27 protein-coding genes are annotated in these 24,878 nt (G+C 68.4%); 21 read left to right on the top strand and 6 right to left on the bottom strand.

What is annotated here, in order from left to right:
- On the top strand, positions 1-2,157 hold the full coding sequence (recG, locus tag JOD27_RS19830; RefSeq protein ID WP_204763711.1) for an ATP-dependent DNA helicase RecG: 2,157 nt from the start codon (positions 1-3) through the stop codon (positions 2,155-2,157).
- A gap of 211 nt (positions 2,158-2,368) precedes the next feature.
- A complete protein-coding gene (locus JOD27_RS19825; RefSeq protein ID WP_204763710.1) occupies positions 2,369-2,536 on the top strand; it encodes a hypothetical protein in 168 nt (55 codons plus the stop codon).
- Here the strand turns inward: JOD27_RS19825 and JOD27_RS19820 are convergent.
- Complete coding sequence (locus tag JOD27_RS19820; protein ID WP_204763709.1) at positions 2,533-3,768, bottom strand: coiled-coil domain-containing protein; 1,236 nt, start codon at positions 3,766-3,768, stop codon at positions 2,533-2,535. The genes JOD27_RS19825 and JOD27_RS19820 overlap by 4 nt on opposite strands.
- Before the next feature lie 317 nt (positions 3,769-4,085).
- Between JOD27_RS19820 and JOD27_RS19815 the strand changes: the two genes are divergently transcribed.
- The 5 genes from JOD27_RS19815 to coaD all read left to right on the top strand — a co-directional run bounded on the left by JOD27_RS19815 (position 4,086) and on the right by coaD (position 10,659).
- Positions 4,086-7,463 (top strand): pyruvate carboxylase, encoded by a 3,378-nt coding sequence (locus JOD27_RS19815; protein WP_204763708.1) that lies wholly within the window; start codon positions 4,086-4,088, stop codon positions 7,461-7,463.
- Positions 7,464-7,610: 147 nt separating this feature from the next.
- Entirely contained in the window at positions 7,611-8,684 is a 1,074-nt protein-coding gene (locus JOD27_RS19810) for an MBL fold metallo-hydrolase (RefSeq protein WP_204763707.1), read from the top strand.
- Between the two features lie 60 nt (positions 8,685-8,744).
- The gene (locus JOD27_RS19805; RefSeq protein WP_239567685.1) at positions 8,745-9,428 is read left to right on the top strand and encodes an SDR family NAD(P)-dependent oxidoreductase; all 684 of its coding nucleotides are present in this window, start codon (positions 8,745-8,747) and stop codon (positions 9,426-9,428) included.
- 140 nt (positions 9,429-9,568) lie between these two features.
- A complete protein-coding gene (gene rsmD / locus JOD27_RS19800; RefSeq protein WP_204763705.1) occupies positions 9,569-10,123 on the top strand; it encodes a 16S rRNA (guanine(966)-N(2))-methyltransferase RsmD in 555 nt (184 codons plus the stop codon).
- A 53-nt stretch (positions 10,124-10,176) separates the two neighbouring features.
- Positions 10,177-10,659: a pantetheine-phosphate adenylyltransferase gene (coaD, locus tag JOD27_RS19795; protein WP_204763704.1), complete on the top strand. Its 483-nt coding sequence runs from the start codon at positions 10,177-10,179 to the stop codon at positions 10,657-10,659.
- Here the strand turns inward: coaD and JOD27_RS19790 are convergent.
- Positions 10,656-11,048, bottom strand: a complete 393-nt coding sequence (locus tag JOD27_RS19790; protein WP_204764014.1) for a GNAT family N-acetyltransferase — start codon at positions 11,046-11,048, stop codon at positions 10,656-10,658. The two genes, coaD and JOD27_RS19790, sit on opposite strands and share 4 nt — an antisense overlap.
- A 148-nt stretch (positions 11,049-11,196) precedes the next feature.
- Between JOD27_RS19790 and JOD27_RS19785 the strand changes: the two genes are divergently transcribed.
- The 6 genes from JOD27_RS19785 to mutM all read left to right on the top strand — a co-directional run bounded on the left by JOD27_RS19785 (position 11,197) and on the right by mutM (position 14,792).
- Entirely contained in the window at positions 11,197-11,913 is a 717-nt protein-coding gene (locus JOD27_RS19785; protein WP_204763703.1) for a DivIVA domain-containing protein, read from the top strand.
- A gap of 224 nt (positions 11,914-12,137) precedes the next feature.
- Positions 12,138-12,719, top strand: a complete 582-nt coding sequence (locus tag JOD27_RS19780) for a YceD family protein (RefSeq protein WP_204763702.1) — start codon at positions 12,138-12,140, stop codon at positions 12,717-12,719.
- Positions 12,720-12,721: 2 nt separating this feature from the next.
- Positions 12,722-12,904 (top strand): 50S ribosomal protein L32, encoded by a 183-nt coding sequence (gene rpmF, locus JOD27_RS19775; RefSeq protein WP_189256656.1) that lies wholly within the window; start codon positions 12,722-12,724, stop codon positions 12,902-12,904.
- A 16-nt stretch (positions 12,905-12,920) separates the two neighbouring features.
- A complete protein-coding gene (gene rnc, locus JOD27_RS19770; protein WP_204763701.1) occupies positions 12,921-13,724 on the top strand; it encodes a ribonuclease III in 804 nt (267 codons plus the stop codon).
- A gap of 8 nt (positions 13,725-13,732) precedes the next feature.
- A complete protein-coding gene (locus tag JOD27_RS19765; protein WP_204763700.1) occupies positions 13,733-13,933 on the top strand; it encodes a hypothetical protein in 201 nt (66 codons plus the stop codon).
- A gap of 1 nt (position 13,934) precedes the next feature.
- On the top strand, positions 13,935-14,792 hold the full coding sequence (gene mutM / locus JOD27_RS19760; protein ID WP_204763699.1) for a bifunctional DNA-formamidopyrimidine glycosylase/DNA-(apurinic or apyrimidinic site) lyase: 858 nt from the start codon (positions 13,935-13,937) through the stop codon (positions 14,790-14,792).
- On the opposite strand, the gene JOD27_RS19755 is transcribed toward mutM, so the two are convergent.
- Positions 14,793-16,016 (bottom strand): toll/interleukin-1 receptor domain-containing protein, encoded by a 1,224-nt coding sequence (locus JOD27_RS19755; RefSeq protein ID WP_204763698.1) that lies wholly within the window; start codon positions 16,014-16,016, stop codon positions 14,793-14,795.
- Positions 16,017-16,101: 85 nt separating this feature from the next.
- Here JOD27_RS19755 and JOD27_RS19750 point away from each other — a divergent pair, with 85 nt between their 5' ends.
- Both JOD27_RS19750 and JOD27_RS19745 read left to right on the top strand, forming a co-directional pair.
- Positions 16,102-16,428 carry a PadR family transcriptional regulator gene (locus JOD27_RS19750; protein ID WP_204763697.1) on the top strand — a complete coding sequence of 109 codons (327 nt, stop codon included), beginning with the start codon at positions 16,102-16,104 and terminating at the stop codon, positions 16,426-16,428.
- Positions 16,425-17,525 carry a DUF1700 domain-containing protein gene (locus JOD27_RS19745; protein WP_204763696.1) on the top strand — a complete coding sequence of 367 codons (1,101 nt, stop codon included), beginning with the start codon at positions 16,425-16,427 and terminating at the stop codon, positions 17,523-17,525. Before JOD27_RS19750 ends, JOD27_RS19745 begins: the two co-directional genes overlap by 4 nt.
- A gap of 33 nt (positions 17,526-17,558) precedes the next feature.
- Here the strand turns inward: JOD27_RS19745 and JOD27_RS19740 are convergent, their stop codons facing one another.
- A complete protein-coding gene (locus JOD27_RS19740) occupies positions 17,559-17,999 on the bottom strand; it encodes a MarR family winged helix-turn-helix transcriptional regulator (RefSeq protein ID WP_204763695.1) in 441 nt (146 codons plus the stop codon).
- Between the two features lie 302 nt (positions 18,000-18,301).
- Between JOD27_RS19740 and JOD27_RS19735 the strand changes: the two genes are divergently transcribed.
- Positions 18,302-20,818, top strand: coding sequence for a DUF4118 domain-containing protein (locus tag JOD27_RS19735; RefSeq protein WP_204763694.1), 2,517 nt, complete (start codon positions 18,302-18,304; stop codon positions 20,816-20,818).
- Positions 20,815-21,495 carry a response regulator gene (locus JOD27_RS19730; RefSeq protein WP_204763693.1) on the top strand — a complete coding sequence of 227 codons (681 nt, stop codon included), beginning with the start codon at positions 20,815-20,817 and terminating at the stop codon, positions 21,493-21,495. Before JOD27_RS19735 ends, JOD27_RS19730 begins: the two co-directional genes overlap by 4 nt.
- A 1-nt stretch (position 21,496) precedes the next feature.
- Here JOD27_RS19730 and JOD27_RS19725 read toward each other — a convergent pair whose 3' ends face one another.
- Positions 21,497-21,994, bottom strand: coding sequence for a hypothetical protein (locus tag JOD27_RS19725; RefSeq protein WP_204763692.1), 498 nt, complete (start codon positions 21,992-21,994; stop codon positions 21,497-21,499).
- Positions 21,995-22,129: 135 nt separating this feature from the next.
- Between JOD27_RS19725 and JOD27_RS19720 the strand changes: the two genes are divergently transcribed.
- Positions 22,130-22,618, top strand: coding sequence for a hypothetical protein (locus JOD27_RS19720; protein ID WP_204763691.1), 489 nt, complete (start codon positions 22,130-22,132; stop codon positions 22,616-22,618).
- Here the strand turns inward: JOD27_RS19720 and JOD27_RS46680 are convergent.
- On the bottom strand, positions 22,612-23,331 hold the full coding sequence (locus JOD27_RS46680; protein WP_204763690.1) for a CAP domain-containing protein: 720 nt from the start codon (positions 23,329-23,331) through the stop codon (positions 22,612-22,614). The genes JOD27_RS19720 and JOD27_RS46680 overlap by 7 nt on opposite strands.
- An 81-nt stretch (positions 23,332-23,412) precedes the next feature.
- On the opposite strand from JOD27_RS46680, the gene JOD27_RS19710 reads away from it, so the two are divergent.
- From JOD27_RS19710 to JOD27_RS19700, 3 genes are read left to right on the top strand one after another with little or no spacing between them, the layout of a single operon-like run.
- Positions 23,413-23,685: an acylphosphatase gene (locus JOD27_RS19710; protein WP_204763689.1), complete on the top strand. Its 273-nt coding sequence runs from the start codon at positions 23,413-23,415 to the stop codon at positions 23,683-23,685.
- Positions 23,686-23,718: 33 nt separating this feature from the next.
- On the top strand, positions 23,719-24,225 hold the full coding sequence (locus JOD27_RS19705; protein WP_204763688.1) for a sigma-70 family RNA polymerase sigma factor: 507 nt from the start codon (positions 23,719-23,721) through the stop codon (positions 24,223-24,225).
- A complete protein-coding gene (locus tag JOD27_RS19700; RefSeq protein ID WP_204763687.1) occupies positions 24,222-24,854 on the top strand; it encodes an anti-sigma factor family protein in 633 nt (210 codons plus the stop codon). The genes JOD27_RS19705 and JOD27_RS19700 overlap by 4 nt, the downstream gene beginning before the upstream one ends.
- Positions 24,855-24,878: the final 24 nt, after the last annotated feature.

Below are 24,878 nucleotides of genomic sequence, written 5' to 3'. Positions count from 1 at the left end.
ATGATCTCCTTCGACGACAAGCTGCAGCCGCTGCTCGGCAAGAAGACCGCCGACGCACTGGAGACCGGCCTCGGCCTCACGACGGTCGGTGACCTGCTGCGCCACTACCCGCGCCGCTACGACGAGCGCGGGAAGCTGACCGACATCCGCTCGCTCGAGATCGACGAGCACGTGACGGTGCAGGCCGAGGTCCGCAAGTGCACCATGCGCAAGATGGCCTCGCGCCGCGGCCAGCTGACCGAGGCCGTGATCACCGACGGCACCTCGGAGCTGCACCTGGTCTTCTTCGGCAAGGTCGCCTTCGTCGCGGAGAAGGAACTGCTGCCGGGCACGCGCGGCCTGTTCGCGGGCAAGGTCGGCCGCTACAAGAAGAACCTCCAGCTGGTGCACCCGGCGTTCGAGATCCTCACCCCGGAGTCGGACGGATCCGATTTCCTGCAGGCGTTCCTGCCCGTCTACCCGGCCTCGCAGCACATCAACACGTGGAACATCGCGAACTGCGTGAAGCAACTGCTGGAGATCTGGGACGGCGTGCCGGAGGACCCGCTGCCCTCCGCGTTCCGGGAGGAGCACGGCCTGATCGGCCTGGAGGAGGCGCTGCGGGCGATCCACCGCCCGGAGAGCTGGGCGCAGATCTCCGTGGCGCAGCAACGCCTGAAGTGGGACGAGGCGCTGGCGGTGCAGCTGGCCCTGGCCCAGCGACGCAAGGCCTCCACCGCACGTCCGGCTCCGTCGTGCGCGCGCAAGTCCGGCGGCATCCTCGACGCGTTCGACGCGCGCTTGCCGTTCAAGCTGACGGCGGGCCAGGTCGAGGTCGGCGAGCAGATCGCGTCGGACCTCGAAGCCCCGGTGCCGATGAACCGCCTCCTGCAAGGAGAAGTGGGGTCGGGCAAGACGATGGTCGCGTTGCGAGCCATGTTGCAGACGGTCGACGCGGGCCGTCAGTCAGCGATGCTCGCCCCCACGGAAGTCCTTGCGGCACAACACGCCCGCTCGCTGCAGGAGATGCTCGGCGACCTCGCCCAAGCCGGCCAGCTGGGCGGCGCCGACGTCGCCACGCGCGTCACGTTGCTGACGGGCTCGATGAACACGGCCCAGCGCCGCCAGGCCCTGCTCGACATCGTGACCGGCGAGGCGGGCATCGTCGTCGGCACGCACGCGATCATCCAGGACAAGGTCGAGTTCCACTCCCTGGGCCTCGTCGTCGTGGACGAGCAACACCGCTTCGGCGTGGAACAACGCGACGCCCTGCGCGCCCGCGGCTCGGCGGAGAACCCGCACGTCCTGGTGATGACCGCGACCCCGATCCCGCGCACGGTGGCCATGACGGTCTACGGCGACCTCGAAGTGTCGGCGTTGCGCGAACTGCCGGGCGGCCGCTCACCCATCAAGACCTCGGTGGTCCCGGTCCGCGAAAAGCCGGCCTGGCTGGACCGCGCGTTCGCCCGCGTCCGCGAGGAGGTGGCCGCGGGCCACCAGGCCTACTTCGTCTGCCCCCGCATCGGCGACGAAGAACCGGCGAAGACCGACGACGAGGACAAGCGCCCAGCGCTCTCCGTGATCGACGTGGCGAACATGCTCGTCCAGGGCCCGCTGCGCGGCCTGCGCGTCGAGATCCTGCACGGCCGCATGCCCCCGGAGGAGAAGGACGCCGTGATGCGAGCCTTCGCCGCCAACCAGGTCCAGGTCCTGGTCGCCACCACCGTCATCGAGGTCGGCGTCAACGTCCCGAACGCCACCGTCATGGCCATCATGGACGCCGACCGCTTCGGCGTCTCGCAACTCCACCAGCTGCGCGGCCGCGTGGGCCGAGGCAGCGCCCCCGGCCTCTGCCTGCTGGTGACCGAGATGCCGGAGATGACGGCCACGATGGAACGCCTCCGCGCCGTAGAGTCCACTCTGGACGGTTTCGAACTGGCCCAGCTCGACCTCGAACTCCGCCGCGAGGGCGACATCCTGGGCGCCGCCCAGTCGGGCCGCCGCTCGACCCTGAAAATGCTCTCGCTGCTGCGCGACGAGGACATCATCGCCGAGGCCCGGGTAGCAGCCCAGGCCGTCGTGGATCAGGACCCGGACCTGCAGCAGCACCCTGGGCTGGCGGGCATGGTGGCCACGCTCCTGACGGAGGAGAGGGCGGACTTCCTGGAGAAGGCGTAGCGCCGCACTGGCTCCGCGCCGCCCGGCTCTGCCTCGGCCAGCCGTTGCGCTGTTCGGTCTCGCGCAGCCTGCTCTGTGTCGCCCGGCCAGGCGCCGCTGGCCCCGCGTCGTCCGGCGCACCGCGGACGGCAAGATCGGTCCCGGCAATGGCAGGACCGTCCTCGTCTCGGAGAACGGCGGCAGGGACGGCTGGTACGAGGTCCCCGCGCCGGTGGCGGTGCCGAGTGCGCGGGACGACCTCTGCCCGAACTTCCACCCCGCCGATGTCGCGTCGCTCGACGGGAAGTCGCTCATCGGGTTCGCGAGCGACTACGCGTCGAACGGCAAGTGCTACACCAGCTGGGCCACGGGCGACCTACCGCCGTTCCCGAACCACTAGCGCGGCCTGGGCAGCTGCTGGGTCTTCTCCCCGTCGGAATCATCCGTCCCGTCGGAGCCGTCCGAGCCGTTGGACCCGTCCTCCAGCGGCTTCAGCACCGACATCGCCGCCTCCACCGCTGCCTGCGCGGCGTGGAACTGCTTGGCGAGGTTGTCGTGCGCCGAACGCAGCGACGCCTCCTTCTCGGCTGCCGCGGCGGCGCGCTGGTCGGCCTCGGCCACTGCGGCCGCGGACCTCTCCTCGGCCTCGCGGACCAGCGTGGACGTCTTGGCTTCCGCGTCACGGACCAGCGTCGTGGCCTTCTCGTCGGCCTCGCGCACGACCGTCTCGGCCTTCTGCGTGGCCTCGGCGACGGTCGACTGCGCCTTCTCGTCGGCCTCGCGCCGCACGGTCGCTGCCTTCTCCTCCGCCGCGCTGACCGTGGCGGCCGCCTTCGCGAGCGACTCGGCCTCCAGGTCGGCGAGCGCCTTCTCGGCCTCGGCCTGCTTGGCCTTGAGCGCCTCGTCGAGCTTCTGCAGCGCGTCGACGCGCTGCGCCTCGGACTCGGCGGCGATCCGCTCGGCCTCGGCCTTCGCGTCGGCCAGCACCTTCTGGTGCTCGGCGGTCAGCGTCGCCTTGAGGCCGTCGTACTCCTTGTCGAGATCGTCGTGGTACGCCTTGTACTTCCGGTCGAGCTCCACGCGGTGGGCGTCCAGGTCGGCCGACTTCTGCTCGAACTCGGCAGCGACGCGCTCGCCTTCCGCGCGCACCTCGGCGACCAGGGCCTCGTGCTCGGCGGTGAGCTTCGCGCGCAATGCCTCGTGTTCGGCCTCCAGCTCGGCCTTGCGCTCGGCGAACTGCTTCTCCAGCTCGGTCGTGCGCTGCTGGTGGGCGACCTCCAGCTGCTTGCGGCGGGCCTCGGTCTCGGCGAGCAGGCGGTTGTGCTGCTCGCGCTGCTCCGCGGCCTGCTTCTCGGCCTCGGCACGCGTTGCGGCGGCCTTGTCGAGGGCGTCCTTGCGGATGTCCGCGATCTCTTCCTCGGCGAGGCTCATCATCACGCGGACACGCTCGGTGACGTTCGAGGCGCTCACGGGGCTGTTGGCCAGGTTCTGGAGCTGCGTCTTGGTCTTGTCGAGGTCCGCGCGCATCGAGTTCAACAGTTTGGTGAGCTCGCCGACCTGCGCTGCCGCCGCGTCGCGGGCGCGGTTCGAGTTCTTGAGGTCGAACTCCAGGCGAGTGACTCGTTCGTTCACCTGTCGCTGGTTGTAACCACGAAGGACAACGTCGAAATGCGGTGTGCGGGCAGTAGGCTGCCCGGCTCCATCAGCCCCGGCCATATGGCTCACCCTACCGAGATAGTTCCCAAGATCGTCACTCGATCTGGTTAAACCCACTACCGGCCGGAGTCTGACCGGGTGGTGGGTATCAAGCTAGCTCTCAAACCGCGAGAATCCTCACGAACAAGACCGATCACGATGACACCCATCACGTGAGACAGTCCTCCCAACAGGCAAGAGTCGCACGGTAACGTGCCCGAACTGACCGTCGAGTAACTCCGGGAGGGCTACGGATGTTCCGCAAGGTTCTTGTCGCCAACCGCGGCGAGATCGCGATTCGCGCGTTCCGGGCCGCCTACGAACTGGGCGCGGGAACGGTCGCCGTTTTCCCTCACGAAGACCGCAACTCCCTGCACCGGTTGAAGGCGGACGAGTCGTACGAGATCGGAGAGCCAGGACACCCCGTCCGCGCGTACCTCTCCGTCGACGAGATCATCAAGGCCGCCCGCAAGGCGGGCGCCGACGCCATCTACCCCGGCTACGGCTTCCTCTCCGAGAACCCCGAGCTGGCGATGGCGTGCCGCGAGGCGGGTCTCACGTTCATCGGCCCCGTAGCCGAGGTGCTGGAGCTGACCGGCAACAAGGCGCGCGCCATCGCCGCCGCCCGCGAGGCGGGGCTGCCGGTGCTGGAGTCGAGCCCGCCGTCGTCGAACATCGACGAGCTGCTCGAAGCGTCGAAGTCGATGCGCTTCCCGGTCTTCGTCAAGGCGGTCGCCGGTGGTGGCGGCCGTGGCATGCGCAAGGTCGACGACCCGGCCGCGTTGCGCGAAGCCCTCGAAGCGGCGTCCCGCGAGGCGGAGTCGGCGTTCGGCGACCCGACGGTGTTCCTCGAGCAGGCCGTGGTCGAGCCGCGCCACATCGAGGTGCAGATCCTCGCCGACGGCCAGGGCAACGTGATCCACCTCTTCGAGCGCGACTGCTCGGTGCAGCGGCGCCACCAGAAGGTCATCGAGATCGCGCCCGCGCCGAACCTCGATCCCGAGCTGCGCGAGCGCATCTGCAACGACGCGGTGAAGTTCGCCCGCCACATCGGCTACCGCAACGCCGGCACCGTCGAGTTCCTGCTCGACCCGCAGGGCAACTACGTCTTCATCGAGATGAACCCGCGCATCCAGGTCGAGCACACGGTCACCGAGGAGGTGACCGACGTCGACCTCGTGCAGTCGCAGATGCGCATCGCGTCCGGCGAGACGCTCGACGACCTCGGCCTGTCCCAGGACACCGTCCAGCTGCGCGGTGCCGCTCTGCAGTGCCGGATCACGACGGAAGACCCGGCCAACGGCTTCCGCCCGGACACCGGCACGATCAGCGCCTACCGCTCTCCCGGTGGCTCCGGCATCCGCCTCGACGGCGGCACGGCGGGCGCGGGTATGGCCATCAGCCCGCACTTCGACTCGATGCTCGTGAAGCTCACGTGCCGCGGCCGCAACTTCGGCCTCGCCGTCGCCCGTGCGCGCCGTGCGATCGCGGAGTTCCGCATCCGCGGTGTGTCCACGAACATCCCGTTCATCCAGGCTGTGCTGGACGACCCGGACTTCTACGAGGGCCGCGTCACCACGTCGTTCATCGAGAAGCGCCCGCACCTGCTGACAGCGCGCCACTCGGCGGACCGCGGCACGCGCCTGCTGACCTACCTCGCGGACGTCACGGTCAACCACCCGAACGGCACCCGCCCGACCGCGGTCGACCCGCGCGAGAAGCTGCCGATCGTCGACCTCAACGCCGAGCCGCCCGCCGGGTCGAAGCAGAAGCTCGTCGAGCTCGGCCCTGAGGGCTTCGCGCGGTGGCTGCGCGAGAGCAAGGCCGTCGGTGTCACGGACACGACGTTCCGCGACGCGCACCAGTCGCTGCTCGCGACTCGAGTACGCACCAAGGACATGCTCGCCGTCGCGCCGCACGTCGCGCGCATGACGCCCGAGCTGCTGTCCCTGGAGTGCTGGGGCGGCGCGACCTACGACGTGGCGCTGCGGTTCCTCGCGGAAGACCCGTGGGAGCGCCTCGCCGCGCTGCGCGAGGCCGTGCCGAACATCAACCTGCAGATGCTGCTGCGCGGACGGAACACGGTCGGCTACACGCCGTACCCGGAGGCCGTCACCAAGGCGTTCGTGCAGGAGGCGACGGACACCGGCATCGACATCTTCCGGATCTTCGACGCGCTGAACGACGTCGAGCAGATGCGCCCGGCGATCGAGGCCGTGCGCGAGACCGGAACCGCCGTGGCCGAGGTCGCGCTCTGCTACACGAGCGATCTGTCCAACCCGGACGAACGTCTGTACACACTGGACTACTACCTCAAGCTGGCCGAGCAGATCGTGGGCGCCGGCGCCCACGTGCTTGCGGTCAAGGACATGGCCGGGCTCTTGAGGGCACCTGCCGCCGCACGCCTGATCTCGGCTCTGCGCAAGGAGTTCGACCTCCCGGTCCACCTCCACACGCACGACACGGCCGGCGGCCAGCTGGCCACGTACCTCGCCGCGATCCAGGCGGGCGTGGACGCGATCGACGGCGCCACCGCGTCGATGGCGGGCACGACGTCGCAGCCGCCGCTGTCGTCGATCGTGGCGCTGACCGACCACACCGAGCACGCGACGGGCCTGAACCTGCAGAACGTGTGCGACCTCGAGCCGTACTGGGAGGCCGTGCGCAAGATCTACGCGCCGTTCGAGTCCGGCATCCCCGGCCCGACCGGCCGCGTGTACCACCACGAGATCCCCGGCGGACAGCTCTCCAACCTGCGCACCCAGGCGGTGGCTCTCGGTCTCGGCGAGAAGTTCGAGGAGATCGAGTCCATGTACGCGGCCGCCGACCGGATGCTCGGCCACCTCGTGAAGGTGACGCCGTCGTCCAAGGTCGTCGGCGACCTCGCGCTGCACCTCGTCGGCGCCGGCGTGGAGCCTGCCGAGTTCGAGAAGGACCCCGGCAAGTTCGACATCCCGGCGTCGGTGATCGGCTTCCTGCACGGCGAGCTGGGCGACCCGCCCGGCGGCTGGCCGGAGCCGTTCCGCTCGAAGGCCCTGGCGGGCCGCCCGGCCCCGAAGCCGGTCGAGGAGCTCTCCCCGGAGGACGAGGCGGGTCTCGTCGACGACCGCCGCGCGACCTTGAACCGGTTGCTGTTCCCCGCGCCCACGAAGGAGTTCCAGGCTCACCGGGACGCCTACGGCGACACGTCGGTGTTGCGCTCCAAGGACTTCTTCTACGGCCTGCGCCCCGGCGAGGAGTACTCCGTCGACCTGGAGCCGGGTGTCCGGCTTCTGATCGGCCTGGAGGCGATCTCCGAGGCCGACGCGCGCGGTATCCGCACGGTCATGGCGACCCTGAACGGCCAGCTGCGCCCGATCCAGGTCCGCGACCGCTCCGTGGCGGCCGACATCCCGGCCGCGGAGAAGGCCGACAGGAGTAACCCGAACCACGTCGCGGCCCCGTTCGCGGGCGTGGTGACGGCGGCGGTGGCCGAGGGCGATTCGGTGGAGGCCGGCCAGACGGTCGCGACGATCGAGGCGATGAAGATGGAGGCCGCGATCACCGCCCCCAAGGCCGGTCGCGTGCAGCGCCTGGCGTTGCGCGGCGCCCAGCAGGTGGAGGGCGGCGACCTGTTGATCGTTCTGGAGTAGCCCAGGTTCGCGCTGTTTTGCGGTGAAGGGAACCTTCGTCCACGTGAGGTGGATGAAGGTTCCCTTCACCGTTCTGCGAGCGGGGTGGAACTCGGCGACCATTTCCTGCGTTGCACCGAGCACGGGTCAGGGAAGAGGGGTTCGATCATGAAGAAGGCGTTGGCCGGTCTGCTCGGACTGGCGGGCGTGGCGTGGGCGTTGCGGGATGTGCCTCGGCAGCTGGGTGGCAAGCCGGATCCTGCTCGGATGGCGCGCTCGCCGCGGTACCGCGACGGGAAGTTCCACAACGACAAGGTGGTCAGCACCGTTCCTGACCGCGACTCCTTCTCCGTGCGCGACTTCATCTTCGGCGGGGCGGATCGGAAGCCGTCTGCCGAGGTGCCGCTGGTGGGGCCTGCTGCGCCGGTGTCGTCCGGGCTGCACGTCACCTGGTACGGGCATGCTTCCGCGTTGATCGAGATCGACGGTGCCGCTGTGTTGCTGGATCCCGTGTGGAGTGACCGGGTCTCGCCTTCCGCGCACGTCGGGCCTCGTAGGTTGCATCCGGTTCCGCATGCGTTGACGGATTTGCCTGCCTTGAGTGCTGTGGTGATCTCGCATGATCACTACGACCATCTCGACATGGAGACTGTGCAGGAACTGACGCGGTCGACCTCTGCGGTGTTCGTGGTGCCGTTGGGGCTGGGGGCTCACCTTGCCCGGTGGGATGTTCCTGCTGATCGGGTTGTGGAGTTGGACTGGGACGAGTCGTTCTCCGTCGACGGGTTCACGCTCACCTGTACTGCGGCGCAGCACTTTTCTGGGCGGTCGGTGCAGCGGAACGTCACGTTGTGGGCTTCGTGGGCCATCAAGCGTGGCGAACGGGCCGTCTTCTACAGCGGAGACACAGGGTACTTCGCCGGGTACAAGGCGATCGGGGCCGAGCATGGGCCGTTTGATGTTGTGCTCATGCAGGTTGGTGCGTATGGGGATGCTTGGCCTGATATCCACATGACGCCTGAGGAAGGGGTGCAGGCGTTCGAGGATCTCGGGGGTGGGCTGTTGATTCCGGTGCACTGGGCGACGTTCAACCTTGCGCTGCATGCTTGGACTGAGCCTGTGGATCGGGTTTGGCGGGAGGCCAAGGGGCGGGGGCTGAAGTTGGCGGTGCCTCGACCTGGGGAGCGGGTTGATGTGGATTCGCCCGCAGAGGTTGACGGGTGGTGGCAGGCACTCGCGTAATGGCGCGCGGGTCATCCCCCGGTTGCGTAGGTTTGGGGGATGAGTACTGCTGGGGAAGCAATGCGCACTGCTGTTGTCACGGGTGGTGGCACCGGTATCGGTCGGGCCATCGCTCTCGAGCTTGTCGGGCAAGGGCTGGACGTCACGATCACCGGTCGTCGTGCGGACGTGCTGGCCGAGGTGCCGGGGGTCAAGCACGTCGCCTTTGATGCGACGGACCCGGCCGCGGTGGCGAAGGCGCTGGAGGACCTTCCGTCCGAAGTGGACGTTCTGGTCAACAACGCGGGCGGCAACATCAGCCACGCCGACACGAAGTCGAGGTGGCTCGCCAACTACGAAGCCAACGTCATCAGTGCGGTCCTCGTCACAGAGGCGCTCTCGCCGAGGTTCGCGGACAACGGGCGTGTGATCAACATCGGGTCCATCGCGGGACGGCGGGGCGGTGGCAGTTACGGAGCCGCGAAGGCCGCGATCGAGGCGTGGACGGCGGACCTGGCCGGTGAGCTGGGGGCGCGTGGGATCACCGCCAACGTCGTCTCGCCCGGGCTGATCGTCGACACGGAGTTCTTCGGCGACTCGATGACCGAGCAGCGGTTGAACATGTTGATCGGGCAGACCAAGAACGGGCGGGCCGGGACGCCGCAGGACGTGGCGGCGCTGGTGGCGTTCCTGGCGTCGGAGCACGCGGGGCACATCACCGGGCAGGTGCTGGCCGTCAACGGTGGGGCGCACCTGGGGCGGTAGCGCGCTCGTGGCGGGCGCACGTGACCTCAGGCCGCTCAGACCAGGCGGCCTGAGGTGTCACCACGGCCTGTGCTCCGCAACGACGGGCACGTCACGAGCACCGGGTCATGTGCGCAGGATGCACCTGGGACGATGAGCGGGTGACGCGAATTGTTGCCGGGACCGCGGGAGGCCGCAGGCTCAAGGTGCCGCCGAAGGGGACGAGGCCCACGTCCGAGCGGGTCAGGGAAGCGCTCTTCAGCGCGCTCGAGTCGATGATGGACCTCGACGGCGTGAAGGTGCTGGACCTCTACGCGGGGTCCGGCGCGCTCGGGTTCGAGGCGTTGAGCCGAGGAGCCGGGCACGCGACGTTCGTGGAGTCGGATCGGCGGGCCGCCGAGGTGCTCAAGGCCAACGCCAAGGAGCTCGGGTTCGGCAACACGGTCGTCGCCAACCGCACGGCCGAGGCGTACGTCACGGGTGAAGGTGAGAAGTTCGACGTCGTGTTCGCCGATCCGCCGTACGCGGTGACCGACGACGAGTTGAAGAAGGTGCTGCACGGGCTCGCGCATCGGCTCGCGGAGGATGCGGTGCTCATCGTGGAGCGTGCTTCGCGAAGCAGCGAACCAGCCTGGCCTGATCAAGTAGAACCCTTGCGTGCCAAGCGATATGGCGACACGGCGGTGTACTGGGGGCAGGTGCGTTCTGATGGGTGATGAGAACCACGGACACGCCTGGAGGCATCCGATCGGGTGCTAACGTCCGCCTCATGACGCGTGCCGTGACGCCCGGCTCCTACGACCCGGTAACCAACGGTCACCTGGACATCATCGGGAGAGCAGCGCAGCTCTTCGATGAGGTCGTAGTCGCCGTGCTCAACAACAAGACCAAGCGCACGCTGTTCTCCACCGAAGAGCGGATCGAGATGCTGCGCGAGGTCACGGCGCAGTGGCCGAACGTCCGGGTGGACTCCTGGCACGGCCTGTTGGTCGACTACTGCCGCGAGAACGACATCAAGGCCATCGTCAAGGGTCTGCGTGCGGTCAGCGACTACGACTACGAGCTGAAGATGGCGCAGATGAACCACCAGCTCACCGGGGTCGACACGCTGTTCATGCCGACCACGCCCGCCTACTCGTTCGTGGCGTCCTCGCTGGTCAAGGAGGTTGCGACGTACGGGGGAGACGTGTCGTCGCTGCTGCCGAAGAGCATCGAGCAGCGTCTCCAGCAGCGCCTCGACGAGAACCGTTAGAGCGGAAGCTTCATCCCCACGTGCGACGCGGTGAAGCCCAGTCGCTCGTAGAAGCGGTGCGCGTCCACGCGTGACGCGTCCGTCGTCAGCTGGACCAGGCCGCAACCGCGTGCGCGTGCCTCGTCGATCGCCCAGCGCAGCAGGCGTTCGCCGAGGCCGTTGCCGCGCTGGTCGGAGCGCACCCGTACGGCCTCGACGGTCGCGCGGGCCATGCCCAGGCGGGACAGGCCAGAGGTGAACGTGAGCTGCAGGGTGCCCACGACCTCGCCGTCGGACTCGGCCACGGCGAGGAACTGGTGCGGGTCGGCGTCGATCACCTCGAACGCCTTCAGGTAGCCGGGATCGCCCGGCTTCTCGCGCTGGGCGCCAAGGGGATCGTCGGCGAGCATTGCCACGATCGGGTCGACATCGGCGGCGGTGGCCCGCCTGATCGTGAAGGTCACGCCAAATCCTGACACGCCCTGCCGATCTCCCTCTTTCGGGGAGATCGGCAGGGCACACTTGTGGGTGGGAGCCACAGGGGTTAGGGAGTGAGACGTGTACCGGGTGTTCGAGGCACTCGACGAGCTCGTCACGATCGTCGAGGAAGCGCGCGGAGTTCCGATGACCTCGGGTTGCGTGGTGCCGCGCGGTGATGTGCTCGAACTGCTCGACGACGTGCGCGACGCGATCCCCGCGGAGCTCGACGACGCGCAGGACGTGCTGGACCACAAGGAAGAGCTGGTCGGCAAGGCCAAGCACGAGGCTGAGGCCGGCGTGTCGAAGGCCCGTGCGGACGCCGACCGGATCCTCGCGGAGGCCCAGGCCGAGGCGGAGGCGATGCTGTCCGACGCCCGCGCCCGCGCCGAGCGGATGATCGCCGAGGCAGAGGACCAGGCGGAACGCACCGTCGCCGCCGGTCGTCAGGAGTACGACGACCTGGTCGGCCGCGCGCACGGCGAGGCGGAGCGGATGATCCAGGCCGGTCGCGCCAACTACGAGCGCGCCACCGAGGACGGCCGTGCCGAGCAGGCCAGGCTCGTCAACGAGCAGGAGGTCGTCCGGGCCGCGCACGCCGAGTCGGCGCGCATCCTCGACGCCGCGCAGAGCGAGGCCATCCGGCTGCGGTCGGAGTGCGACGCGTACGTGGACGGCAAGCTCGCGGACTTCGAGGACCTCCTCGCACACACGCTGCGGTCGGTCGGGAAGGGCCGTTCGCACCTGCGTGGGCCGGCCGTCGCGGGTGCCGCCGCACCGTTCGACTACGGCGCCTAGCCGTCACCCTTTCGTGTTTGCGAGCAGTACGCGGGGAGCTTTCGTACTCCAGGAGAGGACGCAGGGTCCCCGCGTGGCCCTCGAACAGCGGAGAGGGCGGCTGGAAGTGTGATTCGCGCTACGTCTGACAGGTGCGATCACCTGCCGATTTCACGCGTGAGCCCGTCGTCCCGTACCCTGGACCGGCTGGACGTGGTAGGTCCCCGTCGGCAACCAATCTGATCATGACTGAGCATCGTCACGCGTCCACGCGTCCCACAGCATCAGGGCCCTGGGTCATCGACACCAGGGACCTCGGCCGTCGCGCCGGGTCGAGCCGACCCTTCGTCCGGTCGGTTCCCGCGGCAGGCGTGGGGCTGCTCGGCGTGATCGCGGTGCCAGATGGCGGAGAGGTGGAGCTCGACCTCCTGACCGAGTCGGTCGTGGAGGGCGTGCTCGTGTCGGGGACGGCGTTCGCCAAGGTCGAAGGGGAGTGTTCGAGGTGTCTCGAGCCGCTCACCGACGAGGTCGAGGTCCGGATCACGGAGCTGTACGCGTGGCCGGACAGCACCACGGACGAGACCACTGATGAAGACGAGGTCAGCCGGATCTCCAACGATCTGATCGACCTCGAGCCTGTGGTGCGGGACGCCATCGTCCTCGCGCTGCCGCAGGTGCCGCTCTGCGAGCCGGACTGCAAGGGGCTTTGCTCCGAGTGCGGCGGTAGGTGGGCGGAGCTCGGGCCCGACCACGGGCATGAGACGATTGACCCTCGGTGGGCCGCGTTGCAAGAGCGGTTCAGCGATGACAACAACGAGGAGAAGTAGTCGTGGCCGTCCCGAAGCGGAAGATGTCGCGCGCCAACACCCGTGCGCGCCGTTCCCAGTGGAAGACGTCTGCCGTGCACCTGGTGGCGTGCTCCAACAAGGCTTGCCGCCAGCCGAAGCCGCAGCACGTCGCCTGCCCGGCCTGTGGTCAGTACGCTGGCCGCCAGGTCGCTCAGCCGGCCTGATCTCCTCGGTTTCGTAGTGGGGGGAAAGCCGCCGCGCGCTCCGCAAGCTGACCGCGCGACATTGTCCGAAGCGCTCGGCGTCCAGTTGGACGCCGAGCTGCTCGGGCTTGCACTCACCCACCGGTCGTACGCGTACGAGAACGGCGGTCTGCCGCCGAACGAGCGTCTCGAGTTCCTGGGAGACGCCGTGCTCGGGTTGGTCGTCACCGACCACCTCTACCGCACCCATCCCGATCTTCCAGAGGGTCAGCTCGCGAAGTTGCGCGCCAGCGTGGTGAACATGCACGCACTGGCGGGCGTGGCGCGTGACCTGGGCGAAGGCGGGCTTGGTGCACACCTGCTGCTCGGCCGCGGCGAAGAGCTGACCGGCGGCAGGGACAAGGCGAGCATCCTCGCCGACGGCCTCGAGGCCGTCATCGGTGCGGTGTACCTGCAGTTCGGTATCGATACCGCACGAACGTTCGTTCACCGGCTGTTCGATCCACTCTTGGCCAAAGCTCCCCTTCTGGGTGCTGGACTGGACTGGAAGACAAGCCTGCAGGAGCTCACCGCCCAAGCCAGTCTCGGCGTCCCGGAGTACCGCGTGGACGACCAGGGGCCGGATCACCGCAAGGAGTTCACCGCCACGGTGCTCGTCGGTGGCCAGCCCTACGGCAAGGGTGATGGGCGCACCAAGAAGGAAGCCGAGCAGAAAGCCGCCGAGGCGGCTTATCATGTTCTGTCGGAGCGGGTCAAGGCCGAGCAGGAGTCGGCCGCATCCGCAAACGGACAGAACGGCGCCTCGGTGACGCCAGGGACCCTCCCATCCGAGGAAGACTGAGAAACGCAATGTATGCGACCAGGTACCGCACGAACCGCCGCAGCCGCTCCGCTCGCGGCCCGGTGAACACCTCCCGCAGCGGAGGAATCCAGGGACTTGTGCTGGTCAGGGACACGAGCCGTGCCGGTGTGTGGGTGCTCAAGCCCACCAAGCCGCAGGCGGCCGTGATCGAAGCGCAGCCCGTCGACGAGGGCAAGTCCGAAGCCTGAAGTGCCCGAACTCCCAGAGGTCGAGGTAGTTCGCCTCGGCCTTGAAGCTCACGTCGCCGGCCGGGTCATCTCCTCGGTGGAGGTCCTCCACCCGAGAGCCATCCGGCGACACGATCTGGGCTCCGCGGACTTCTGCGCGCGCCTGGCAGGCCAGCCCATGGCCGCCGCCAGGCGCCGCGGCAAGTACCTCTGGGTGGAACTGGCCGACAAAGCCGCCATGCTGGCCCATCTGGGCATGAGCGGCCAAATGCTCGTCCAGCCGTCCTCGGCCCCGGACGAGAAACACCTTCGCGTACGGTTCCGGTTTGCCGATGACGGCCCGGAGCTGCGCTTTGTCGACCAGAGAACCTTCGGCGGCCTCGCGCTGGCCGAGCTGGTCGAGGTCGACGGCACCCTGGTCCCCGACTCCGTCGCGCATATCGCGCGTGACCCCATGGACCCCCTGTTCTCCCGTGATGCTGCTGTACGCGCGTTGCGCCTGCGTCACACGGAGATCAAACGCGCCCTGCTGGACCAGACGCTGGTCTCCGGCATCGGCAACATCTACGCCGACGAGGCGCTGTGGCGGGCCAAGCTGCACGGCACCCGGATGACGGACAAGCTGACGAAGGCGAAGGCCGCTGAGCTGCTGGATCACGCCACAGACGTGATGCGTGAGGCGCTCGGTCAGGGTGGCACCTCGTTCGACGCGCTGTACGTCAACATCAACGGCCAGTCCGGCTACTTCGACAGGTCGCTGAACGCCTACGGCCAGGAGAACGAGCCGTGCAAGCGGTGCGGGACGGCGATCGTCCGCGAGCCGTTCATGAACCGGTCCTCCTTCTCCTGCCCGCGCTGCCAGCCGCGCCCGCGGACCTGATCACAGCCTGTCCAGGATGCGCTGGGCCTGGGCGTGCACCTCGTCGGCCAGGCTCTGCCGTACCCATCGCTGCCTGCGAAAAGCCGCTTCCGCGGTGATCGCCGCGATACCCGCGATGATCACCAGCGCGATCGCCGACGTCATCCCCGCGATCGCCGCCGCCCATCCCGCGTAGAGCGTCAGCGCCACCGGCTGGTCGCTGACCAGCCACGTCCACCGCCCGCGGTTCGCGTCCCTGGAGAGCACGTCGGCGGCGTTCTCCAGGTGCCGGACGTGCCACCTGATCCGCTGCTCGTCCCCGGTGGCGAGCTTGCGGCGCAGGCGCTCGAGCTCCCGGCGCACCGGCGCGGCCCGCACCGGCTCCGGCAGCCTCGCCGGCCAGTCCCGCTCGCGGTCCAGCTCGGCGCGGTACTGGCGGATCACGAGAAAGACCAGGTAGAGGATGGCGAAGCCGGCGACGAAGATCAGGAACGGGCGCAGCTCCGGCGCTACCGGCGAGCTGAACACCACGGCCACGGTCAGCGCGACCAGGAAGGTCCCGGCAGGGATCCCCACCCACAGGTAGTACCGGGTGGGGTCGAAGTCGTGCACCAGCCGTTCGCTCGCGTTGATCGGCTTGCGGGCCAGCGACACCACACCGACGGAGATCATCACGGCGATCAGCACCACCGTGCCGAAGCCCGCGGCGTAGACCGCGATGTCGTCCGGCACGAGCAACGCCGACGCGGCGAAGGCCACCGCCGCCACGATGATCGCGAGCGCACCCGTCCACGGTCGGCGCGGTGTCTGCCGGACGGCGGTGGACCTCTGCAGCGGATCGCCGATCCGGTCGGGCAGCACGTCCAGATCGTCGTCGACAGCCTGGAGATGCGCGAACTCCCGGATCGAGCGAGGCAGCTCCTGCGCGGTGGGCATCCTGGCGCCGTCCAGCAGCAGCGGAATGATCGTCTTGCCCTCGGCGAACGCGTGCTCGATCTCCCACCGCACCCAGTCGAGGCCCGAGCGCAGGTCCCGCACCCACTCGGGGTGCACGATCGCGATCACGACGTCGGCCCGGTCCAGATGGCGGCGCAGCCGGTTGGGATAGCGCTCTCCCGGCTTGATCGACGTGACGTCGAGGAACACGTTCCCGCTGGTGAAACGCGATGCGAGCCGGTCGTGCAGGGTCGCGGCGAAGGCGTCGCGTGCCGGATGTCGCCGGTAGTTGATGAAGACGCCGCCCATGCGGCGACACGGTAGCGCTAACGTATTAGACAGTACTGCGCGATGCGTAGTAGTGTTCACCGCGCAAGAGCGGGCCGGAGGGGTCATGGACACAAGTCAACTGCTCAAAGGGGTGCTGGATCTGGCTGTGCTTGCGGTGCTGCGCAAGGACGACGGATACGGGTACGACGTGGTGCGCAGACTGCGCGCCGGGGGATTGAACGACGTGGGGGACGCGTCGGTGTACGGCACGCTGCGACGGCTCTACAACGCGGGGATGCTGACCTCGTACGTGGTGCCGAGTGAAGAGGGGCCGCACCGCAAGTACTACAGCATCAACGAGACCGGGCGGGCGCGCCTGGCTGAGTCGAGGGAGACGTGGAGGTCGTTCGCCAGCACGTTGAACGGCCTGCTCGAGGAGGTCGCAGCATGAACACGCAAGCACTCGGTGTCGAGCATTACCTGGCCGGGATGCGTGCGGCCCTCGACGACCTGCCGCCCCACGAGGTCGCCGAGATCATGGAGGACGTCGAGGCTCACGTCGCCGAGTTGTCGACGGAGTTGGGTGAGAACGAGACGATCGAGCAGCGGCTCGGGTCGCCTGAGCAGTACGCGCAGGAGTTGCGCCAGGCTGCCGGATATCCGCCGCGGACGGAGCGGTTGCCGGTCACCACCAAGTCGGGCCGGCTGACCAGGCCTCGGGTGGCGGCGTGGGGGCTCGCCATCGCCACGGGGATCACGTTGCTCGTGGCGGCGTCGACGTTGCGGGAGCCGGTGTTCCTCCTCCTGCTGCCGGCGGTGATCCTGGTGCTCAGCCTCGTCCTGGTGCACGACCGCGGGCCGGCACAGGCCGAGATCATGGACCTGCCGGAGACGCGCCGGATCCAGCAGTGGCTGACGCCGGAGGAGGGCACGCCGGCGGAGCGGGCGATCACCTACCTGAAGTCGCTGCAGCCAGCGTGGTGGCTGGCGCGGGCCGGCTTGCTCGGGCTCGGGGCCGTGTTGCTCGCCGGCCGTGACATCCCCGGGTTCCTGTTCATCGCCGCGATCGCCGTGATCTCGGTGTTCGCGGGGCCTCGCGCCAAGGTCGACCGGCGGTGGCTGTGGTTCAGCCTGCCGGCGTCCGCGCTGGCGGTCGGGTTGCTGTTCCAGGTGGTCGACGTGGCGGCGAACAACCTCGCGTACAACACGTCGCGGCAGTCGTACCCGGTGCCGTCCGTGGAGACCTACGAGAACATCTACGTCCAAGACGAGAACGGCAAGTGGCTCACCAACGTGCTGTTGTACGACCAGGACGGCAATCCCATCAACGCGTCCCGGCAGTACTACGGCTGCAGGGGAAGTGACCCGGAACCGATGATTCCGGCTAACAGGTATCCGCGACCGAAGATCGACTATGAAAACGGAACCTGTTACACCGTGGCACCGAGCGTGTCCGCTCCGTCATCAACGCCGGATACGCCGCCGTCGAGTTCTGGAAGCGCACCTTCCAGCTCGGTGGCACCCACTTCCGTGTCACCCAGCAAGTAATGCGAGGAGCGGGACCTGTCGGGGGTCCCGCTCCTACTTGTTTTCCTGCGGTTCCGCCAGGTGGCGCAATACCGGCATGGCCGAACGCAGGAGGTCTCTGTCTTCCGGCGAAAGTTCGGACATTCTTTCACTCAATAGTTCGGCCTCGCCGTGAGCCAGCGACGCGATCGTCTCGCGACCGACTTCGGTGAGCACGACTATCGTCGCTCTGCCGTCGGCGGCGTCGGGTTCTCTGCGGACGAGGCCGGTGGACTCGAGGCTGGTCACGACCGTTGTCGCGGTCGGCTGCGAACACAGCGCGCGCACCGCGATCTCGCCGATCCGCATCGGGCCGTGGGCGCTCAGTTCTGACAGCACCAATAACTGGGTGGGTTGCAAACGACGGGCCGGAGCGGCCTGTCGAAGACTACGCACCAGCCGGTGCACGGCCACCACGAGTTGAAGTGCCTCGTGGTTGGTGACGGTGGTGGGCATCGTTTCTCCGCGCGCATGTGATTGTCCGAATTCGGACACGAACCCTGGAACTTTCCCTCATTCACGCTCCGCGCGCTATCCGCCAACTGCCGATAACCCATTCGGCCGTTGTGGTGACGCGGGGTGTCACGGCGCGCGTCCGACACACTTAAATGTCCTGGTAAACGGCGTAAAAAGCGTAGGGAGGCTCACTCGAACGGGCGCCGTGCTGAAGCATGATTCAACGAGACAGATCTCCGGTCAAAGGTGTGGGAAGGAGCACGTGTGTCGCGGGTGGCGCAGCGCGTACCCCCGAACAGTCCATGCGGGGCCAGGGGCAGACTGGTCCGGTGAGTGCGAAACCCAGGCGTGGCGAGCTCCGGATCTACCTCGGGGCCGCACCCGGTGTCGGCAAGACGTTCTCCATGCTCGGTGAGGCGCATCGCCGGCGGGAACGCGGCACAGATGTGGTCATCGGATTTGTGGAGACCCACGGCCGGGCCAAGACCGCCGAACTGGTCGAGGGCCTGGAAATCGTGCCGCGCAGGCACTTCGCGCACCGCGGCGTCGAACTCACCGAGATGGACGTCGACGCCGTCCTGGCCCGCGCGCCCGAGGTCGCCGTCGTCGACGAACTCGCGCACACGAACGCGCCCGGATCCCGTAATGCAAAAAGGTGGCAGGACGTCGAGGAACTCCTCGACGCCGGGATTGACGTGCTCTCGACCGTCAACGTGCAGCACCTGGAATCCCTGAACGACGTCGTGCACCGCATTACGGGCGTCACGCAGCAGGAAACCGTGCCCGACGAGGTCGTCCGCAAAGCCGACCAGATGCAGCTCGTCGACCTCACGCCGGAAGCGCTGCGGCGGCGGCTCGCACACGGTGACGTCTACGCGGCGTACAAGATCGACGCTGCTCTCGGCAACTACTTCCGCGTCGGCAACCTCACCGCTCTCCGCGAGCTCGCGCTGCTCTGGGTCGCCGACCAGGTCGATGTCGCGTTGATGCGCTATCGGGCCGAACAGCAGATCACGGACACGTGGGAGGCGCGCGAACGCGTCGTCGTGGCCATCACCGGCGGCCCTGAGAGCGAGACGCTCATCCGGCGCGCGCGTCGCATCGCCACGCGCGCGGGGGGCGACCTTCTGGTCGTGCACGTGCTCAGGGGCGACGGTCTCGCGGGAGCCGACCCTCACGCACTGACGAAGTACCGCAAGCTCGCGGAGGACGTCGGCGCGACCTTCCACACCGTTGTCGGCGATGACGTGCCCACGGCGCTGCTGGAGTTCTCGCGTGGTGTGAACGCCACTCAGCTCGTGGTCGGCACATCGCGCCGTTCACGGTTCGCGCGCGTGTTCTCCGCGGGCGTCGGTACCACGGTCGTGCAGGAGTCCGGCGCGATCGACGTGCACATGGTGACGCACGCGGCGCCTCCCAGTGGTTGGCGCGCACGGTTCGCACGCAGCCCACTCAGGCCCACCAGGCTCGCGTTGGGGTGGTTCCTCGCGATCATGGGGCCGGCGCTGGTGACGCTCGCCGGCACGTCGCTGCGCAACCACCTGAACTTCTCCACGAACGTCATCGCGTACCTGCTGGTCACGTTGGTGGTCGCGATCGTCGGCGGACTCGGCCCCGCGCTCACGGCGGCGCTGACCAGCGCGTTGTTGCTGAACTTCTTCTTCACCGAGCCCCTCTACACGTTCACGATCGACGCGCAGCAGAACGTGCTCACGTTCTTCGCGATGATCGTCGTGGGCGTCTCCACGGCGTTGGTGGTGGACTATGCGGCCCGTCGCGCCACACAAGCAGCGCGCGCACGCACCGAGGCAACGCTTCTCGCGTCGTACGCGCGCACTGTGCTGACAAACCCGTATCCGCTCGCGCGGCTGCTGGAAAAGGTGAAGGAGAACTTCGGCCTGACATCCGTCGCACTGCTGGAACGCGTCGACGGCGCATGGGACCGCGTCGCGTGCGTCGGCGCGAGCCCGTGCGACGAGCCCGACGACGCGGACGTCGACATAGCGGTGACCCCAGAGGTGCACCTGGCGTTGCGGGGCCGTTCGCTCCCGGCGTCCGACCGCCGCGTCCTGGAGGCGGCAGCGGGCCAGGCGCTGCTCGCGTTGAGGCAGCAACGCATGGCCGAGCAGGCCGTGGAAGCCCAGCGGCAGGCGTCCCGGACCGAACTGCGCACGGCGCTTCTGAGCGCCGTCGGCCACGACCTCCGCACGCCGCTGACGTCGATCAAGGCCTCCGTGGGCTCGTTGCGCGACCCGGAGCTCCGGTTGTCGGAGTCGGACACGGCCGAGCTGCTGGAGGCCGTCGAGGAGTCCGCTGACCGGCTGACCGCCCTGGTCGACAATCTGCTCGACTCCTCCCGCCTCGCGACCGGTGCCGTGGAGCCGCAGTTCCGCGCGGTCGGCTACTACGAGGCTGTGGCACGGGCGCTGAGCGGCGTGAACGGCGACATCGAGGTCGACGTCCCGGAGTCGCTCCCACCCGTACGGGCCGACGTCGGGCTCCTCGAACGGGTGATCGCGAACGTCGTCGGCAACGCGCTGCGTTACGCCGGAGCCGTGGCGCTGCGGGCTTCCGCACACGGTTCCGAGGTTGAGCTGCGGGTGGTGGACCACGGTCGCGGCCTGCCCAGCGGCACGGCGCAGGAGGTGTTCGCCCCGTTCCAGCGCCTCGGCGACCGCACGCCGGGTGGCGTTGGTCTCGGTCTGAGCGTGGCGAAGGGCTTCACCGAGGCGATGGACGGCACGATCACCATGGAGGACACGCCCGGTGGCGGCCTCACCGTGGTGATCTCACTTCCTGCCGATGAGAGGGCTTCGTGACGAAGGTACTGGTGGTCGACGACGAACCGCAGATCGTGCGCGCACTGCGGATCAACCTCGCGGCCCGCGGCTACGAGGTCCTCACCGCCCACGACGGCGTCACGGCGCTGAAGCTCGCCGCCGACGGCAAACCCGACGTCGTGGTCCTCGACCTGGGTCTGCCGGACATGGACGGCACGGACGTCATCGCCGGCCTGCGCGGCTGGACCACCCTGCCGATCATCGTGCTCTCCGCCCGCACCGGCTCGACCGACAAGGTCGACGCGCTCGACGCCGGTGCCGACGACTACGTGACGAAACCGTTCGGCATGGACGAGCTCCTCGCCCGCCTGCGCGCCGCCGTCCGCCGCTCTGCCGTCCCAGGCCCCGAGGACGAGCCGGTCGTGCGGACCGCCTCGTTCACCGTGGACCTGGCGGCCAAGCGGGTGTTCAGGGACGACGTCGAGGTCCATCTCACGCCCACCGAGTGGGGACTGCTCGAGGTCCTCGCGCGCAACGCCGGGAAGCTCGTCGGTCAGAAGCAGCTGCTGCACGACGTCTGGGGCCCCGCGTACGAGAAGGAGACGCACTACCTGCGGGTCTACCTCGCGCAGCTGCGGCGGAAGCTGGAACCGGAACCCGCGCGGCCGCGCCACCTGCTGACCGAACCGGGCATGGGGTACCGGTTCGAGCCGTGAGCTAGGGCTTCGGGGTCGGTGAGGCCGAGCTGGAGCTGGAGGATGACGGTGACGTGGTCGACGACGCCGGAGAAGAGGACGACGCCGGCGGCTCCATCCACGACGTGGGCGGGTTGCTGTGCGTCTGCGTCGGCTCACCGGGGTTGGTCGTCAGCTGTGGCTGCTGCGGTTGCTGCGGAGCGCCCGGCTTGGGCTGCTCGTTCGGCCGCGCTGCCTGCTTGCGGTCCGGCTTGGCCGACGACGCGGGCGCGCCCGAGGACACGGTGACGACGACGGTGCTGGTGCTGCCGTCGGGGGCCACGCTCGTCATGGTCTGGACGACGTCCGCGGACGTGCGTTCCGGATTCGCCTCGTGGCCGCTCGTGGCCAGCATGGACGCGACCGTGGCGAACAGGGTCGCCACCACCACGCCGCCCGCAGCCAGCATCACGACCGTGCCCACGCGCTTCTTCGGCGGTGTGGCATCGGTCGGTGACTGCGAATGATCTTCCTCGAACACACCCATCTCCTCGTGGGAAACCCGGTCGGATGGACCTGCGTTCGAGTTATCGGCGGAAACGAACCAAAGCCTCAGCGACGCCACACCTTCGTGTAGCCCTGCGTCACTGGGCGGTGACTGGCGTAACCCTACGGCTTGTCAGTCGTTGTGGACTGGGCCGTCGTCGTGGTCGTCGTCGTAGTGGTGGTCGTGGTCGTCGTGACCGGGTCCTGCTTGGTGGTCGACGTGACGACCGGCGGCGGGTCATCGGTCGTGACGGTGGTCGTGGTGCCGTCAGGACGCGTGATGGTCGTGACGCGCGTTGGCTTCTTCGACGTCGTGGTGGTCGACGTCGGGCTCTCCGAGGAGGACGACGACGACGTCAGCTCGACCGACGAAGAGGTGGTCGAGGACGTCGGCACGACGCTCAGGGCGTCACGCACGGCCTCCTTGCGCGGCAGCTGCGTCGACGGCGTCTCGGTGGCGCTGTCCGAACCCGCCGCCAGCGAGGCGACGGCGGCGAAGATCGTCGCCAGGACGACGCCGGACGCGGCGAGGATGATCTGTGGTGCACCGCGAAAGCGCGAGCGCGAGTCCGGTTCCGGGCTCTCGTACACGAAGTTTCCCCTGCTCAACCGTCAGTAGCCGAAGTTCTGGGTCCAGTAGTTGCCGCGGGTGTCGAGACCCAGGCCCATCGTGGTGAAGCTGCAGTTCTCGATGTTCTCCCGGTGGCCCTTGGAGCCCATCCAGCCGTCCATGACGGCCTGCGGAGTGGCGTAGCCCATCGCGATGTTCTCGCCGCCGGGCATCGGGTAGCCGGCCTCGCGCATCCGCTGGTCGAAAGTCCTGCCGTCCTTCGACACGTGCGAGAAGTAGTTCTGGGTGGCCATGTCCGTGCTGTGGCCCTGCGCGGCGGTGGTGATGCGGTCGTCGATCACGAGGGCCTTGCAGCCCTTCGCGGCGCGGGCGTCGTTCACGAGCTCCAGGACGGCCTGCTCGGGGGTCTTGTTCCCCGGCACCTGCGGCTGGGCCGGCGGCTTCGGCGCTTGGGGAGGCGTCGTCGTGGTGGTGGGAGCCGCTGACGAGGAAGAGGAGGTGGGAGTCGCCGTCGTCGAAGAGGTGGTGGGAGCGGAAGAAGACGACGACGTCGCGGGGTGACCGACGCCGGTGTTCTCAGAGGGTGTCTGTCTGTTGGGTGCTGCCGCGTTGCCTGTGCCGAACTGGTTCGCTGCGTCGGTGGTCTCCTTCTGCGCGGCAGTCGTGAAGCTGATGCCGAGAGGGGAGGTACCGGAGACGGCCAGACCGCCGACGCCGGTTGCACCGATCAGCAGGCCGAGTAAGAGGCTGCGGGCACTCACGGGTCGGCACCGTACCACTAATGGGTGATAAACCCCGAGTGCGTCTTCGGTCACCTTGGGTGACTACGCAACCATTCGGGGGTGGACGTGCGACTAAACGCGTGGGTGCGTGGACGGGTTCAGGGCGTTGGTTTTCGCTGGTGGACGCGTGCCAGGGCGCTAGAACTGGGCCTGGTGGGGAGCGCTTCGAACCGACCGGACGGGCGGGTCGAGGTCGTTGCCGAGGGTCCGCGTGAGAAGTGTGAAGAACTGTTGAAGGCTCTCCGTTCGGGTGAAACCCCTGGACACGTCGAATCTGTGGGTGAGCAGTGGTCCGACGCCAGGGGTGACCTGACCGGCTTCGTCGAACGCTGAACTTTTCGGAAAGAGGTGGCGTAGTAAGGAGGGGTGGACTCCGCCGAAGACGTCCTCATCCAGCTGTACGACCGCTGGAGAGGCCCGCTGCAGCACTACGTGCTGAAGCTGGTCGACGGCGACTACCAGCACGCGGAGGACGTCGTGCAGGAGACGTTGCTGCGCGCGTGGCGGCACTACGACGAGCTGAACCCGGACGACGCGGCACCGTGGCTCTACACGGTGGCCCGCAATCTGGTCATCTCCGGCTACCGCCGCCGCAACGCACGCGCGACCGAGGTGCCGCTGGAACCGGTGGACCTGCCGCCGGTCGGCGACCAGGTCGAGCACGTCCTGCAGACGTGGCAGATCGCGTCGGCGCTGCGGGCGCTCACGCCTGAGCACCGGATGGTCGTCATCGAGCTCTACTACCGCCGCCGCACGGTCGCGGAGGCCGCCAAGACGCTCGGCATCCCGCCGGGCACGGTGAAGTCGCGCTGCTTCTACGCACTGAGGGCGCTGCGCGACGCGTTGGAGGAAAGAGGGGTGACCGAGGCGTGAGCTGCCAGCACACCGTCGACGTCGGCGCCTACCTCTTCGGGTCGCTCGACCTCAAGGAGCGGTCGGAGTTCGAACGGCATCTGCCCGGCTGTGAGGAGTGCCGGGCCGAGATGCTGCGGATGGCCCCGCTGCCCGGCCTGCTCGGCAGGCTGAGCCTGGCGGACGTCGAGAACCTCGACGACATCCCCGTCCCGCCCAAACCGGACCGGCAGCGCCGCGTGCTGGTCGTGTGCGCGGCCGTCCTCGCCGCGCTCGCGCTGGCAGGTGGAGTCCTGTCCCTGCGACCGGCCTCGGCACCGATCTCGGCACCGGTGTCGACCTCGCCTTCGCCCCCGCCTGCTCCGACCTGGGCCGTGCACGACGAGAAAACGGGTGTCGGCGCCAGCGTCGCCATGGTCACCAGGTCATGGGGCACCGAGATGCGGTTCAAGTTCGAGAACGTCAAACCGGGTGCGCGCTGCAAGGTGATGGTGTTCGACAAGGGCGGCCAGCGCGAGATCGGCGGCTGGTGGGGTTCTGATCATGCCCCTGACGAGGAGATTCCCGGCTCCACGTCGTTCCGGGTCGACCGGATAGATCGCCTGGAGGTGTCGGACGAAAGCGGACTCCTGGTTACTCTCCGTCCCTAGTGCTGTGCCCGCCGACCTCCACCG

It is taken from the genome of Lentzea nigeriaca, from assembly GCF_016907955.1.
In the GTDB taxonomy this organism is placed as follows: domain Bacteria; phylum Actinomycetota; class Actinomycetes; order Mycobacteriales; family Pseudonocardiaceae; genus Lentzea; species Lentzea nigeriaca.
Note: the sequence above shows the minus strand (reverse complement) of the source record. Positions and strands in the feature narration are given on the sequence as shown.